General features: G+C 34.9%; 19 protein-coding genes. All 19 read left to right on the top strand.

What is annotated here, in order from left to right; translation table 11 throughout:
* Positions 1 to 22 precede the first annotated feature (22 nt).
* The 19 genes from EZV73_RS01510 to EZV73_RS01420 all read left to right on the top strand — a co-directional run bounded on the left by EZV73_RS01510 (position 23) and on the right by EZV73_RS01420 (position 15,503).
* On the top strand, positions 23 to 604 hold the full coding sequence (locus EZV73_RS01510) for an AAA family ATPase (protein WP_240837637.1): 582 nt from the start codon (positions 23 to 25) through the stop codon (positions 602 to 604).
* A 141-nt stretch (positions 605 to 745) separates the two neighbouring features.
* Complete coding sequence (locus tag EZV73_RS01505) at positions 746 to 1,684, top strand: hypothetical protein (protein ID WP_240837635.1); 939 nt, start codon at positions 746 to 748, stop codon at positions 1,682 to 1,684.
* A gap of 86 nt (positions 1,685 to 1,770) precedes the next feature.
* Positions 1,771 to 2,343 (top strand): flavodoxin family protein, encoded by a 573-nt coding sequence (locus EZV73_RS01500; RefSeq protein WP_240837633.1) that lies wholly within the window; start codon positions 1,771 to 1,773, stop codon positions 2,341 to 2,343.
* 2 nt (positions 2,344 to 2,345) lie between these two features.
* The gene (locus EZV73_RS01495; protein ID WP_240837631.1) at positions 2,346 to 3,083 is read left to right on the top strand and encodes a GNAT family N-acetyltransferase; all 738 of its coding nucleotides are present in this window, start codon (positions 2,346 to 2,348) and stop codon (positions 3,081 to 3,083) included.
* Positions 3,084 to 3,228: 145 nt separating this feature from the next.
* Positions 3,229 to 4,065, top strand: a complete 837-nt coding sequence (locus EZV73_RS01490) for a VanW family protein (RefSeq protein ID WP_240837629.1) — start codon at positions 3,229 to 3,231, stop codon at positions 4,063 to 4,065.
* A complete protein-coding gene (locus EZV73_RS01485) occupies positions 4,062 to 4,667 on the top strand; it encodes a class I SAM-dependent methyltransferase (protein WP_240837627.1) in 606 nt (201 codons plus the stop codon). Before EZV73_RS01490 ends, EZV73_RS01485 begins: the two co-directional genes overlap by 4 nt.
* Positions 4,667 to 5,320 (top strand): Type 1 glutamine amidotransferase-like domain-containing protein, encoded by a 654-nt coding sequence (locus EZV73_RS01480; protein WP_240837625.1) that lies wholly within the window; start codon positions 4,667 to 4,669, stop codon positions 5,318 to 5,320. The genes EZV73_RS01485 and EZV73_RS01480 overlap by 1 nt, the downstream gene beginning before the upstream one ends.
* 10 nt (positions 5,321 to 5,330) lie before the next feature.
* Positions 5,331 to 5,936: a hypothetical protein gene (locus EZV73_RS01475; RefSeq protein ID WP_240837623.1), complete on the top strand. Its 606-nt coding sequence runs from the start codon at positions 5,331 to 5,333 to the stop codon at positions 5,934 to 5,936.
* A 21-nt stretch (positions 5,937 to 5,957) separates the two neighbouring features.
* A complete protein-coding gene (locus tag EZV73_RS01470) occupies positions 5,958 to 6,638 on the top strand; it encodes a hypothetical protein (protein WP_240837622.1) in 681 nt (226 codons plus the stop codon).
* A 30-nt stretch (positions 6,639 to 6,668) separates the two neighbouring features.
* A complete protein-coding gene (locus EZV73_RS01465) occupies positions 6,669 to 7,184 on the top strand; it encodes a hypothetical protein (RefSeq protein WP_240837621.1) in 516 nt (171 codons plus the stop codon).
* A 242-nt stretch (positions 7,185 to 7,426) separates the two neighbouring features.
* The gene (locus EZV73_RS01460) at positions 7,427 to 7,966 is read left to right on the top strand and encodes a GNAT family N-acetyltransferase (RefSeq protein ID WP_240837619.1); all 540 of its coding nucleotides are present in this window, start codon (positions 7,427 to 7,429) and stop codon (positions 7,964 to 7,966) included.
* A gap of 137 nt (positions 7,967 to 8,103) precedes the next feature.
* Entirely contained in the window at positions 8,104 to 9,558 is a 1,455-nt protein-coding gene (locus EZV73_RS01455; RefSeq protein WP_240837618.1) for a methyl-accepting chemotaxis protein, read from the top strand.
* Between the two features lie 126 nt (positions 9,559 to 9,684).
* Positions 9,685 to 10,467, top strand: coding sequence for a GNAT family N-acetyltransferase (locus tag EZV73_RS01450; protein ID WP_240837617.1), 783 nt, complete (start codon positions 9,685 to 9,687; stop codon positions 10,465 to 10,467).
* Entirely contained in the window at positions 10,468 to 11,889 is a 1,422-nt protein-coding gene (gene murC, locus EZV73_RS01445) for a UDP-N-acetylmuramate--L-alanine ligase (protein ID WP_240837616.1), read from the top strand. It abuts the gene before it with no gap.
* 196 nt (positions 11,890 to 12,085) lie between these two features.
* A complete protein-coding gene (locus tag EZV73_RS01440) occupies positions 12,086 to 12,490 on the top strand; it encodes a GNAT family N-acetyltransferase (RefSeq protein ID WP_330636926.1) in 405 nt (134 codons plus the stop codon).
* Between the two features lie 3 nt (positions 12,491 to 12,493).
* Positions 12,494 to 13,015, top strand: coding sequence for a GNAT family N-acetyltransferase (locus EZV73_RS01435; protein WP_240837615.1), 522 nt, complete (start codon positions 12,494 to 12,496; stop codon positions 13,013 to 13,015).
* 4 nt (positions 13,016 to 13,019) lie between these two features.
* Positions 13,020 to 13,778: an AAA family ATPase gene (locus EZV73_RS01430; protein WP_240837614.1), complete on the top strand. Its 759-nt coding sequence runs from the start codon at positions 13,020 to 13,022 to the stop codon at positions 13,776 to 13,778.
* A complete protein-coding gene (locus EZV73_RS01425; RefSeq protein WP_240837613.1) occupies positions 13,768 to 14,616 on the top strand; it encodes an MBL fold metallo-hydrolase in 849 nt (282 codons plus the stop codon). The genes EZV73_RS01430 and EZV73_RS01425 overlap by 11 nt, the downstream gene beginning before the upstream one ends.
* 20 nt (positions 14,617 to 14,636) lie before the next feature.
* Positions 14,637 to 15,503, top strand: a complete 867-nt coding sequence (locus EZV73_RS01420) for a hypothetical protein (RefSeq protein WP_240837611.1) — start codon at positions 14,637 to 14,639, stop codon at positions 15,501 to 15,503.
* Positions 15,504 to 15,678: the final 175 nt, after the last annotated feature.

Below are 15,678 nucleotides of genomic sequence, written 5' to 3'. Positions count from 1 at the left end.
GTGAAATGAGATGGAGTAAGAAATGATAATATGGATTAATGGCGGTTTTGGTAGCGGTAAGACTCAAACAGCCTTTGAACTTGAGAAAAGACTGGATAATGCCTATGTTTTCGATCCTGAAAGAACAGGTTTTTATATAAGGGCAAATATGCCTAAGAAGATTATGAGGAGTGATTTTCAAGACTACAGTGTTTGGAGAACCTGTAATGCTGAGATGTTGAGTTATTTCGAAGAAAATTTTGATGGTATTTTAATTTGTCCAATGACTGTGACAGATAAGGGCTTCTTCAAAGAAATGACAGATCATTTGGATAAAGAGAACTTTCATCATTTTACATTAAGAACTTCTAGAGAGACCCTTTATAAGAGGTTAAGAAAAAGAGGGGAAAAGAAAAATTCATGGGCCATAGCTCAAATTGATAGATGTATTGATCATTTATCAGATGATTTCTTCCCAGGCCATATTCATACAGATGATATGTCCATTGATGATGTTGTTGATCATATTGGAAAAGCATGTGGCCTTGCTTTAAAAGAGGACAATAGAAGTTCTCTAAAAAAGAGATGGGACCGCTTTCTTGTATGGAAGGGTCATACACTCTAACGGAGCTTGGAGAAATGTAGCAATTGAGATGCTAGGATAGAAATTATTGATTTTGTTTAAGTAATAATACTGAATGGATATTGGTTAATATATCACACATTAGGATTTCAGAGATGCTGGAAATATTCATAGGAGCTGTAATTGAAAAAAACATTATTTATTCTACTTCTAGTCGTATTGATGACATTGACTTCATGTGAAGTAGTATCTCGCTTAAGAACAAAAGAGTTTGAGGCTTATCTTGAAGATTTTCAAGAGAGGTACACCTTAATAGAAGACTATGAAATCATGAAAGCGCAAAGCGGTATATTCGTGTATTTGTATTTTACAAGTTATGCGGATATTGAGTTTGATGAAAATATGTACAAGGATATTGAAACATTCATTTCGAATCCTGAAAACTATAAGAAAATATTAGATGATTATGGTAAACACTACAGTCTTGAAAACTATTATCCTTCCATAACTGTCTACTTTTCAGATCGTTTAGAGATTGAATCGCATGATATTGAAGCAGACGGCTATGAAGCGAGAAAAGATGTTCATTATGATAGGTGGACTAAGCCTTATTTTTTTAATAAAGGTTATTATACAACGCCAGACAAGGCAACTGAGGAAGTACTTGCTAAGAGGTCAAAAGCATATCCGCATATAGAGGAAGTAATTCTTGGAGAAGACCGTTTCAATTTTGTTTCGATTATATACAATTATGCCTCTTTAAGAGATGAGCATGTTGTTCTTAATATAACTTTTTCTAGTGATGAAGATGATAAAGAAGCACTCATAAGCTATTTAGAGGATGCTTTTGATAAGGAATATAATTTAGTTGTAAGTTATCTTGGCTGGGAATCTTTACTGAACTACAAGAAGGTGACATTTTTATATGATGACAATCATGCTGATAAGTATGTTTTTAGTATTCAGAAAGAAGATGTAGGTCTTGTAGACAACGACTTCTATCTACTAAAAAAAGACAAGCTATTTAAAGACATGAGTTTAAATGTTGGTAGGGACTATAGTTTAACGTTTGAATTCTATGACAATCAGTTGGTTTCATATAGCTTAGAAGAGGTTAAATAAAGATTATAATTGTGCTGTTTATAAAGTAGCACGAAAATATGAAAAATAGATAATGTTTTAATTGCAAGTATGAGTACGGAGGCTTAATGAGAGTTTGCATTCTAATGGGAAGCTTTAGAAAAGATAGAAATACAGAGACGTTAACAAAAACATTGATAAGGTCTTTAGAAGAAGAGGGTATTGAAGTGGATTACATCACTTTAAGGGACAAACATATTGAGCCTTGTACAGCATGCTGGACTTGTCAAGATGTGTTTGATGGACCTGGATGCCCCAAAGAGGACGATTGTGATGAAATCTTTAAAAGTGTCTTAAAATCTGATTGTATCATACTGGCTACACCAATATACTCTTGGTATTGTACGCCACCTATGAAAGCCCTGCTCGATAGAATGGTTTACACGATGAACAAGTACTATGGTGAAGTAGAAGGGCCATGCTTATGGCAAGACAAGAAAATTGGTATTGTGACAACATGTGGTTATGGTATTGAAAAAGGTGCTGGTGTCTTCGAAGAAGGTATCAGACGATATGCCGAACATTCTAAATTAGATTATATTGGCATGATTGGGATGAAGGATAAGGATGATTTGAGTATCTATCAGGGCGATGAGGCAAAACTGTTGTTGAGTGTCTTAGTAGATAACATCAAGGAATAGTTATGATAGAAGTTAATAATTTAAGTAAGTATAAGAATGATTTTAATGTGTTTACACATAATGTACCTGTTATTTATGCACACTTTGAAGGTCAGTATCAAGGTCACTTATATGTGGATGATGAAACAGATCCACAGGTGATGGTACTTTTTACACCTTTTGATTTTCATTACCTTACAGGCAATCCTCAAGCTGAGAATGTACTTGATAAGGTGGATGAAATAATATTTACATATCTGAAGAATAATCAAAAGAAAGAAGCCATATTATTTGCACCGACACTTGAATGGCAAAATGTTTTAGATCAAGTTTTCAAGCGTCATAAAGGTATCTTGGACAAGAGATTCATATTTGAACTGGATAAAGAAGTCTTTGAAAAGAGACTAGAAGACAATAAGGTAGAGATTGTATTTGAAAGTGAAAACGGGTCAACTATAGAATATCCTGTGGCAAGAATCTATCAAGAAGGTAAGAGCGTGAGTTTCTGTGCAGGTTTTATGTTAGGTAAAGGACACGCTGAAATCAATGTAGAAACACTAGAAAATTTCAGAGGTAAAGGTTATGGAAAGATGGCATCCATGGCCCTTATCAAGTACTTGTTGGATCAAGATATTCAACCTGATTGGTGTACATGGCCATATAGGATTGCGTCTCAAACCTTGGCTGAATCTTTGGGATTTGTGTTAAAAGAAGAGGTTCCAGCTTACATTTGGGTAGAAGAAGTGTGCGGCAAACTGTAGTGAGTTAAAATACTCTCTTTTTTTATGGATAATTTTTGAAAAATCAACAAATCTGATTTCCTTAAGTTATAATATAAGTAAGGTATTTATACTAAAAAGAGTCTACAGTCTTCTGACTGTAAACATAATAGACTAGGATAACAATATGGATAATAATTTAAAGCCTATAAAGCGATCTAAACTAAGATTAGCTCTGGGGAAAAGGTATTATACAGTTAAAAGATATCTAGGCTGGACTTTTTCAAAAGAAAATTATGTGGGAAGTCTCTTAGATGATAGCCTTGAGCATCTTGTGTTTACACACCAGACGCCCCTTAGAAGGCATCTTAAAGATGTAGACAGATACATTGATGACAATAAAATTAAGAATCTCAAGATAGCCATTAAAAGTATGGATGGTCTAATAATTAAACCGAATCAGACCTTCTCTTATTGGCAATTGATTGGTAGGCCTACTTATAGAAAAGGTTATGTAGATGGCATGGTTTTAGACCATGGTAAGTATAAACTAGGTGTAGGTGGTGGTTTATGTCAGTTATCTAATATGCTCTTTTGGATGGTACTACATACGCCTTTGCAGGTAACTGAACGACATCGACATTCTTATGATGTATTTCCAGATTCCAAAAGAACACAACCTTTTGGTTCTGGTGCGACTTGTGTTTATAATTATAGAGATTTTCAGTTTAAAAACACAAGCAACGAAACTTATCAAATTAAGTTGAAGGTGGATGAACAGCATCTTATAGGCGAGATTAGGTCGACCCATCCAAGGTATTTAAGTTATGAAATCTATGAGTCGTCTCATGAGATTACACAGGGCTACTGGGGGACTTACATCAGACATAATACCATTGACCGTAAAGTGTTTGACCTAAATATGAACTTACTAGATGACCACAGAGTGTGTGAAAACAAGGCACTGATGATGTACTCACCACTTCTAAACCCACCAAAGACATTTGAAAGAGAGGATTTATGATATTCAAACATACACCCTTATACAGGTTTTTAGAATACTGTGAACAAGAAGGGGCAAGTCAAAAAAGCATACTGGATTGTGGTGCTGGAGGACCTATGCCTCCTCTGAGTTTATTTTACAGCCATGGCTATAAAACCACCGGTATTGATATTGTTAAGTCACAAGTTAAGGTAGCTAATGACTTTGGTAAAGATCATAATCAAGTTTTAAATGTACTTGAAGGTGACATGACAAAGCTTCAATTTGAGGATGATTCATTTGATTTTGTATACTCATATAATTCAATTTTTCACATGATGAAGGTGGATATAGAAAAATCCATCAATGAGTTGAAACGTGTTTTAAAGCCAGGCGGTTTATTATTTGTAAACTTCTTGTCAGTTGATGATTTCAGATGTGGTGAAGGCCCTCATCTAGGCAAGCATCAATATGAACAAATGGATGATGAGCCTGTCATTCATTCTTATTTTGATTATGAAGAAGCTGAGAAATATTTTCAAGGATTAGACTTTATCTTTAAAGAAAGAAGAATAGTAGAAAGACTTTACGAAGGACAGAGAATCAAACAAGGCTTTATTGATTATATAATGAGGAAGAGATGATGAGTGATTATGTTTTATTAAGTGGCTATAAGGAAAATGGCTTTTATGAAACGTCTCAAGAAGCAATAAAGAAAGTCATTAAAGAGACTGCTTCTATTACCTTTATTGCTTCCGTGTGGCAAAGACATGAAAGAAATGATGGGGCTTCTAAGGCCATTCATGGCTGGTTTAAAAAGATGGGAATCAATTTCAAGGATTATCGATTAATAGATGATAGAGTTGAAAATGACAAGCAAGTGGAGTGGCTGCAATCTAGCTCATGTATATTTCTTATGGGTGGTGATACACTTGCTCTAAGAAAACAGTTGAGAATTAATAAACTTGATGACCTACTTCTTAATCACAAGGGGCCTATTATAGGCATCAGTGCTGGAGCCATAAATATGGCAAAGCGATCGGTATTACCTCTTACTAAGATGAGAAAAAGATCCTATGTCTATAAAGGCATCGGTCTTGTAGATGTGACCATAACGCCGCATTTTGATTTATCAAGATCAGAGCATATAGAAAAGGAAGTTTTGCCAATGTCTTATGAGGGTCTTATTTATGGCTTAGAAGAAGATGGCACCATATTGGTAAGTGGTGACCAAGTAGAGTTTTTCGGAACTGTTCACCAAATACATAAGGGGCAGATCACATGTATCCATACTTAAGGAGATGATTATGGAAGAGCTTATAAGATTAAAAAAGAGAGCAACTGCCATCAAATATACCTACATAACATTTTCAATAGTTTTAGTACTGATACTTTTAAGAAATAGGCATTTTATTGGTGATATAAAGATACCTAATATAGATCTAATGGTTATTATTATTGTTATGTTTCTACTGCCTTTTATCTATTTCTTAATAGATGCCAGGATTAGAAGCAAGTACTACGAACCTAGGGGATTTACTGTCCTATACGGAAGAAGTAAAAAGAAAAGGTACTTGATGAGTATTATTTTACTGACACTTTTTATTGGAGAGTTTCTTCTGCTTTATTTTGATTACTATAGAAATACAGGACCTGCTATAGGTATATCATTTGTATTACTGTATCAGTTGATCAGTGAAAAAGTATATGTGAACAAATCACGTTTTTCAGTCAAATACTTTGAAGGTGAAATCAAATATATCAATGCTATTAGAAAAAGTTATGGTGTAAATATCGTTCTAAATTATAAGGACAAAGACATGCAGCTTTCACTTCCCAATAAGTATGCTAGAGACCGATTGTTTGAGTATATAACTGAGTCTGATGAGTTTAAGGGCATAGTTTATAGTTAGAGAAGTGAACGAGGATTAATGATGAAGAGAAACTTACAAGGTATCGCCTTGATATTGTTTGCTATTTTGCTTGCAATAACATTTCATATATTAGGTTATGATACAATTTTTGATTTGGATTTGGAATGGAGTCATATATTCATTCTATTAGGACTGGTAGGTCTAATACTCAATTATGTAAGGCCAAAAGTTCCAGATGAAGATCAAGTTGTTGAGCCTGTTAGAGAGATCAAAAAAGACAAAGAGAGTCGAAGTTGGTTTAAGCCTGTTCTGGTAATTGTTCTAGTTGTAGTAATAGTTTTAGGAGTAGTCATAAATCATGCTTATAACCTATATAGAGAAGAAAATTATGTAGAAAGCTTTGCGGATGAGTGTTCGGTAATCGTTAGCGAACATGAAGCAAACATCATAAGTTCACCAGATGATTATGAGTTTGTAACTTATTATAAAGTTGGTGATACAGGTTATGGATACATGTTAGATGAAAATCTTGATATACTACTACATCCGAATACAGATGTAATAGGAAAAAACGTGAATGACTTTATACCACATATACTAGAAGATGCCAAAGATAAGTTAGTAGTTGGGGCTTCTCAACTAGTTATGTATGAGTTTAATGGTGTTGAGAAGATGATTTACATCTATAAAGATAGCAAAGAAAATTACTTATGTATTGTTGCTGATCTAAAATATTATTAGAAGTCCATAACGCATATTAAGTGAGGTCTTATGTCTAAACGAAAAAACATGTTAATCTTGTTTTCCTTCTTGTATATTATGGTTATTGTAGCCTTTACAGTCAACTCATTTAAGGTTTCAGCAAAGCCTTATCATAAGGTGTATGAAGGTGGTTTGTATCGAGAATCGGATCATACTTATTTTGAGAAATCGAGCATTACTTTTGATGGAATGCTTTCTAATCCTTTGATTGGAAAGAGTCGGTTTATTGGCAGAATTACATATCTCGAACGAGATTATGATGTGGATATATCTTTTAAAGATGGTGAAGGCGATTACATTACAGACATTAAAAACTATACAGGTGCCAATTCAAATCTAGGAATTCTATATGCTGATGAAGATTTAGAAAAGGTGACGATTCTTATCTTTGAATACAATGATATGTATATTGAATCTTGGAACGCAAGAACTGGTCTTATATTATCAGGAGAGGCACATGATAGGGAGATGGCAAGATCAATTACTAGAAAAAACTTAGAGAAGTCCATATACAATGTCAATTAATAGAGGTCATATCAGTAACCTTATAGGCAAACTGAAAACACTTTAATTCTTAACTCGTACCGTAGGTGCGAGTTTTAGTTTATCTAGCTGGAGTTTACTTCATGAAGTGTCAGGTATTCATGAAATATAGTTATTTTTGAAAAGAGTTGGGTGTAATATTATTGAAAGAAAAGCTGGTCTAATCAAGTGCTATACTATTTGTAGTAGGAAGAATAATCTTACCTTTGAAAGGATAAAGTAAAATGTATGAATGTATTTATGAAGATGAAATAATAAGGCTTAGAAAAGCTACTATGGACGATGCACCATTTTTACATGAGTTGATTAAGGATCAAAAGGTGATGGCGTTTTACGGTGAGTCAGAAACCACTTATGAGGGTGCAAAGTCGGATATAAAGTGGTTTAATGATCTATTCGATATGAATGCGGGGAGATGGGTTATTGAAGACCGTCTTTCAGGCAATTACATTGGTGATGTCGGTGTTTTTGGCTACCACAAAAAACATAAAAAAGGAGAAATAGGCTTTAAGTTAGATAGCAAGTTCTGGAACAAGGGCATTATGAGCAAATGTGTCCAGGCAGTCCTAAGTGTGGCCTTTATGGACTGGGGATATAATAGAGTAGAAGCGCTTGTTGACGTAAGGAATACAGGATGTCAAAGGCTGCTTCAAAAGAGTAGGTTTGTTAAAGAAGGTACCTTAAGAGATTATGAGTTTGAACATGGTCATTATGTGGATCTTGAAATGCATGCCATCCTGCACAGGGACTTTATTGAGCTATAGCTTCTTAGCAGTTGTTTCTAAGAATATATATCAAGCTTATGGGTACAATTTGTATTAAAAAATAAATAAACAAAATGACAATAGCATTTACTTTTCCTTCTTGATATAATGGCTTTGAGTGAATACAAGGGGGAAGTATGTTTGGTAGAAAAAATAATAAGATGAAAGAAATGCTCAAACTATATCAAAACTTTGATTATTTTGGGTTAAAAGATTTTAAGACAGATGATGAGATGACTAAGGCTTATAAGGACATCTTGTTATTGGGCTTATCTGAAGGGCGTACTATTGTAATTGTAAATAACAAGATGATTGAAACAGTTCCTAAAACTGAGGACATTTCTTTGCAACTGGACTTGTTTGCAAATAACTTCAATTACGACTCTAATAAGATAGGTGAGTTGATGACCAGTGCTATGCACGCAGCTGATTCTACAAATCAACATGTCAATGAAATTGTAGAGACGGTTGAAGAACAAAGACAAAGAATTGATCAGATGGCCACATCGGGTCAAAGAGTATCGGAAAACATCAATGACAATACCAGCAAGTTAAATAATATGAGTGGCAACAATCAGCATATCCTTAATATCACAGAAGAGCTTGACCAAAATATGAAAGCACTTCAAGAAATGTTAGGAGAAATCAGTTTTATTGTTTCTTCTGTTAATGATATTGCAGAACAAACCAACTTGCTTGCACTCAATGCTTCTATAGAAGCTGCAAGAGCAGGTGAACAAGGAAGAGGTTTTTCTGTTGTTGCAGATGAAATCCGAAAGCTGGCTGAAAATACTAAAGAACAGCTAGAAAGAATGAATACATTTACTAGAGAAATTGATGTTAAATCACAAAGCAGTGTTCAGAGTGTATCGGAAACCCGACAGGCTATTTCTGGTTTAACAGAGGATTACAATCAAATCACATCATCATTTGATGAGAGCAAAACAATGGTTAATAATATCATGACTTCTATTGGTGGCGTTGCTTCTTTTATGCAAGAGCTAACAGCATCCACACAAGAAATAAGTGCTTCTATGGATGTGATTACTGACGAGGTCTCTAATATTTCTAACTTTGGTACGATATTAGAAAAATATGCTCACAGTTCTGAGAGAATGAAACATGATTTGGATGTTATCGGTGAGGAGTATATTGATATTGCAAATCACTTAATCGAACCATTGAACAACGGTAGTCACACGATTTCCAATAAAGATGTTATTTGTCATTTAGACAGGTCTCTTGAGAGCCACCAGGCTTGGATGAATGAGCTTAAGATGATGGTTGAAAGTGGCCATTTAAGAGCACTACAAAGTGATGCAAAGAAAAGTACTTTCGGCTATTTCCATCAGGCCATCAAACCTCATAATGAGAAAATCAAGAAAGTTTGGGCTTTGATTGATCAGCCTCATACGCACCTGTATGCCTTGGTAAGTCAAATTAATCAGGCCATCATCTCAAAAGATGAGGCTAAAACTAAAAGTTTATACAATGAAGCACAAGATTTATCAAGAACGGTTGTGAGTAATATCAATCAGTTAAAGAGTATTATTTCTAACTTTACATCAGAAGAAAACTTACTTAAAAAATAATTTGCAGTGGCATTAGCCACTGCTTCTATATTTTATGGAACTAAAAGCACATTAAATGCTATAATAGATTTTAAGAAGCGTTATTTTAAATGGTAAGAAAATTCTGTATATAAGAAAGGCAAACCTATGATACATGTAAAAAAAGATCTTGTTTATCTAGATTACTTTTCAGGCTTTGAAGATGTTATAGCCATTGAGGCAATTTTAAAAGGGACATCTAAAGGTGAACTATATTTAGATTCTAAAGAAAATCCACAAGTCCTAGTGATATGGAATGGCTTTGACGGCTTTTATGCAGTCTTAGAAGAAGAGTATGTATCAATGGTTTATGATTTTATATTAAGAACTGTCCAATCATCAGAATATGAAGACTTTGTGGTCTATCTAGATTCTAAGCTAGATGGTATCAAAGAAAAGATCATACCAGCAAATAATCTAGAGTCTTTAGAAGTCTTATACTATACCGGTGACATTTTACAGAACAATGTAAAGGCTGATCATCAAATACTTGATATAAGCTCAGTCGATCTAAGTCTGCTGGATAGTTTTGAAGATATAAGAGAGGTCATAGAATCTACATGGCAGGATTACAATACCTTCATTGCTCATGGTCATGGATTTGTTTCTATTAAAGATCACGTGGTTACAGGTTATTGTATATCAGAACATGTAACAGAGTCGGCCTTAGAATTTTCTATAGAAGTTCATGAAAAACACCATAGAAAGGGTATTGGCTATGGTCTTGGACGTGCCATGTTAGAGAGGTGTTTTTCAGAGAACAAGAAGCCAGCCTGGTATTGTACTGATGATAATTCTGGTTCTATGTCTTTAGCTGAAAAGCTTGGACTGAAGCTAATATCTAAATTTCACGTATGGTACTTTAATAAGTCAGATTTAATTGGGGGATAAATGCATAAGATACATGTACATTTCATGGGTATTGGTGGTAGTGGTATTGCGCCTATAGCCATGTTGGCAAAGGCAGCTGGATTTGTAGTATCTGGTTGTGATTATCAAGAAACAAATTATGAAGAAACACTTTTACATCATGATGTGAATTTTTCTATTGGTCACGATGTAAGTCATTTAGAGGATGTTGATATACTGGCTGTTTCACCAGCTATATTTGATATCAATCCTGATCATCCGGAACTTTTAGAAGGTCTAAGAAGAGAAATCGTCATGACTTGGCAGGAGTTTATGGGGCTTTATTTGCAAAAGGATAAGAAAGTCATTTCAATAGCAGGCACACATGGTAAGTCAACGACAACCATTCTCGCAGGACTGACCTTAGAGGCTGGTGGTCTAGATCCGAGTGTACAAGCAGGAACCATCTATAGACCCTGGGATGCCGGTTGTAGAATAGGTGAATCTAATTATTTTGTAGGTGAAGCAGATGAGTTTAATTGTAACTTCTTAAACTATTCACCGGATATAGCCATTATCAATAACATTGAAATGGATCATCCTGAGTTCTTTGAGACCTTTGAGGATTTTAAGGAAGCCTTTAGAAAGTTTATCATGCGTATCAAAGAGGGCGGCCTTTTGATTGTTAATGAAGAGAGTAGAGGCATTCAAGAAGTCTTAGGAGATATGAAAGATTGGATTAAAGATCAAGAGATACGTCTGGTCGGTTATTACTTGAATAAGTCATTTGATTTTCCTTTTGACAAGGAGTACAAGGGTCAAATAATTTCATATGATGCTGACGGTATGGTTTTTCATGTGAAAAGCGAGGACATCGATGATATTGTAAAACTGGGTATCTTAGGAGATTACAATGTTTCTAACTCTTTAGGTGTGTTAAGTGCAGCATTGTACTTGGGCATCTCAAAAGAAGAGATTAAAGATGCTTTTAAAAACTATAAGGGTGTTGGTAGAAGATCTGAGTTAAAAGCCAACATTAGAGGTATCAAGGTTTATGATGATTATGGACACCATCCTACAGCCATATCAGCTGTTATTGATAACTTTAAAAAGATGTATCATGACCATAAGATCTATGCCATTATAGAACCTCATCAAATCTCTAGGCTTAAGATGTTTCCTGATGAATATTTACAAGCCTTTTCAAAAGCTGATGAAACCATCGTCACAAAGAGTTATATGGGGCGTGAGATTCATAAACACTTAGAACCCATTGATTTACAAGCTATGGTTGACAAGGTATCTAACCATAATGCGGTCTATATAGAATGTTTTGAAAAGCTGGTAGAACATATAGCTGACAAGCTTGTACCAGGAGATATAGTGATAGTCTTTGGTGCTGGTAAGTCTTATCAAATTACACAGAAGTTAATAGATTTATTAAATAGCAAATACAGACATTAAGTAGGATTTGTTTATATCTAAGTCATATATAGATTAGAAACTAAGTAAGCGTATAATAAAAGAAAGTCACCTGTTTATTTCTACAGGTGCTTTTTAAAAATGAGGTATTATGATAGAGATTAGACCGATTAAGAGAAGCGATATAGAAGCGGTGGTTAAGCTAAATGTGGCGGTTTAGCAGACAGCCTATAAAAGCATTATCGATCAAGATTTCTTAGAGTCAAGACTAGATGGTATAGATGCTGCCATCAAGAGACAGAAAGATAATTTCAATCCAAGCGCATATGTAGCCATATGTGACAATAAAATTGTCGGATATGCAGCTTACGGTAAGGAACGTTCAGGTAAAGACAAGACCGGTGAAATATACGCCATCTATATTTTAGACCATATGCAATGTAAGGGTATAGGGAGTATGTTGGTTCATCATTGTAAGGCCAGTCTTATGGAGTATGATTATATGCATATTTGGGCCTTGAAAGATAATCCTAACAAGTCCTTTTATGAAAAGATAGGCGGAAACATAGTTGCTAGAAAATATTTGGAAATAGGCAGTCAGTCACTTGAAACTGAGTGTTTTGAGTACAAGCTGAAAGGATAAAGTATGATAAAGGGATCTTTAGTAACTTTAAGAATGTATCGTAGCTTTGATGAAGTTGTAGAGGTTTTCGATGCTTTTAATACAATGGAGATAAGAGCTATAACAGACCATACAGAGCTCTATCATCCCAATAATCTAAGGGGAGACTTTGAAAAAAATGGTCTATGGTCTAAAGATAAGGGGACGCTTTTAATCGTCAACCATCAGGATGAAAAATTGGGCACCATAAGCTTTTCAAGGTCTACAGAGCAAGAAGTCCAAATAGGTTATAGAATCTATGCTGGTAAAGATAGAAACAAGGGTTATATGACTCAAGCTTTAAGACTTTTTTCAAGCTACTTGTTTGAGACAATCCCTTTCATAACAAGGCTGTCACTCTTAACGGCTGAGGACAATGTGCCTAGTAGAAAGCTTGCAGAAAAGTGTGGTTACAGACAAGAAGGGATGCTTAGAAATGCATATTTTTATAGGGGAAAAATATGCAACTGGGTTATTTATGGTTTATTAAGAGAAGAAGTAGAGTGATATTATGTTAGCATTTGATCAATATATTAGAGAAATATCTTTGGTAGGCGTTTTTGAAAGAGACCGCTACCCTTTTAACTTAAATGCTGTAAAGGCATTAGATACAATTAAGCTACACCCTAAAGTGACTTATTTGGTTGGAGAAAATGGCTCTGGCAAGTCTACACTGCTTGAAGCCATTGCCGTTTCATATGGTTTTAATCCTGAAGGTGGTGGTAAGAATTTTAATTTTTCTACAGAAGATTCTCATTCAGTCTTGTCAGAACATATTAAAATTACAAAAGGCATTAAGTTACCTAAGAATGGCTATTTCTTAAGAGCAGAGTCTTTTTATAATGTGGCCAGTAATATCGATAAGATGGATAGAGAAGGTGCAGGCTATGGCGCGCCTATCATAGATTCCTATGGCGGCAAGTCTTTACACCAGCAGTCGCATGGTGAGTCATTTATGTCTCTTCTTTTACACCGTTTTTCAGGCAATGGCGTTTATATTCTAGATGAGCCTGAAGCTGCTTTATCACCGACAAGGCAACTGTCTATGTTGTCAAGGCTACATGAACTTATTAATGAAGGGGCCCAGTTTATTATAGCGACCCATTCACCCATTATCATGGCTTATCCAGATGCTGTGATCTATAGTGTGGATGATGATTTAAAAGCCATTGATTATGAAGAAACAGAACACTATCAAATCATGTATGACTTCATGACATGTAAAGATGTTTTATTACATAAATTATTAGGAGATGAAAATGAAAATTGAGATAATCGGTAGTGGGGGATGTGTCTCACTGCCTAAACCACTTTGTTCGTGTAAAGTCTGTGAGGAAGCTAGAATGAAGGGTAGACCCTATAGTCGTTATGGTCCATCCATCTTTGTTCATGACATCAACTTGCTTATTGATACACCAGAAGATATTTGTCATGCCATTAATGCTTCTTCGATTAAGAAAATAGAAGCAGTTGCCTACAGTCATATGGATCCTGACCATATATTAGGCTTCAGAGTATTTGAACAGCTGAGACTCAACTGGTTTGATGTGGGGTTAAACATCAAGTGTGATAATCCAATCAATGTTTATGCCAGAGCTGAAGTGATGGAGGACTTGAACAAGATTCAAAGTAAGTATGGTCCTTATCTAGACTATTATGAAAAGGGGAGAAACCTTATCAAAAGACAATCGCTTGATAAGAAAGTCTTTGATCAAATTACCATGACTTTGATTCCTGTAGGTGGTGCAAGTGTCTTTGTATTTGAAGATAAGAAACATAAGGTGATTTATGCACCATGTGATGTTAAACCTTTTCCGGACAATGAACTATTCTTTGGTGCAGATGTGATGATCATCGGTAATACAGTTATAGGAGAGACACTTAAAGATGGTTATATTTTGCCTGAAGACAGTTTTATGAGAAAAGAGCTCTTTGATTTAGACCAGATTATGGACCTTAAAGACAGGTATGACATCCATCATGTAATTATGACCCATCTAGAAGAGGACTGGGGCAAGTCCTATGATGACTATAAAGTATTAGAAAACCAATATGTAGGTTTATCATTTGCCTATGATAGCATGATGATTGATACCAGTAAGCTGTAATCAATAAAGGAGTGAGTATAATGGATAAAGCAAAAGATTTTCTGTTAAAGCATTGTAGAAAACTGGATTATTTAAGACTGTGTCATTTAGAAGAAAACAAGTCAGATGAAATTCTAAAGGAACTTCTTAGTTATCAAAATGATGATGGTGGTTTTGGTAATGCCTTAGAAGCAGACTTAAGAACTCTGTCTTCATCTGCTGTGGCAACAGAGTTCGCCATTAATGTGCTTGAAGAAATCGATGAAGTGCCAGAGTCCCTTATAAAGGAGATAATTGGCTATTTAGAAGCGACTATCAATGATAGAAATTACTGGACCATTTCACCTGATGATGTAGAGGACTATCCACATGCTGTATGGTGGAACAAAGACCGTTTAGATGGCTTTGGTACCATGAATCCAAGTGCCACACTTATTGGATTTTTATATAAATACAAACACTTAACTCAGTTAAATGTAGACCAGCTGTTAAATAACTTGATAGAAGAAATCCTAGTAACAGAGGTTAATGACATTGAAGAACATACACTGCTCTGCTTATGTAGGCTTTTAAGGTACATAGGTCTAGACTACAATAGATCTTTTACAGAAAAGATTGACGAGGCTATTTACTTTGTCATAGACCGAGACCCTGCTAACTGGGTCAACTATGCACCAGAGCCTATTAAGTACATAACCAGTCCAAATCACAGACTGTATCTAGAAAATAAGGATATTGTGGATAAGAATATCTTATACCTATTAGAGTCAAGGTCTGAAGATTGTACTTGGAAGACAAAACACAGGTGGGGCCAGTACGAGGAAGTATTTGATAAGACAGCCAAGATAGAATGGGAAGGTGTATTTACAGTAGACAACTATAAAGTACTCCAAGCCTTTAATAAGTAACTTAAGAAACTAAAATTTTTGGCATCATGCCAGAGATTTTTATTATGAAAGTATAAAGTTTTCTTACTTCGTTGACAGAAAAAAAATGAGGTGTTAGACTATGGATAGTTAATAATAACATGGTGTTCATTATTTGAATGCCTATTTTATTGGAGTATTAATGATATGGTGTTCA

The organism is Acidaminobacter sp. JC074 (assembly GCF_022496765.1).
Lineage (GTDB): Bacteria > Bacillota > Clostridia > Peptostreptococcales > Acidaminobacteraceae > JABXKX01.
This window is presented reverse-complemented; position numbering and strand designations above follow the sequence as displayed.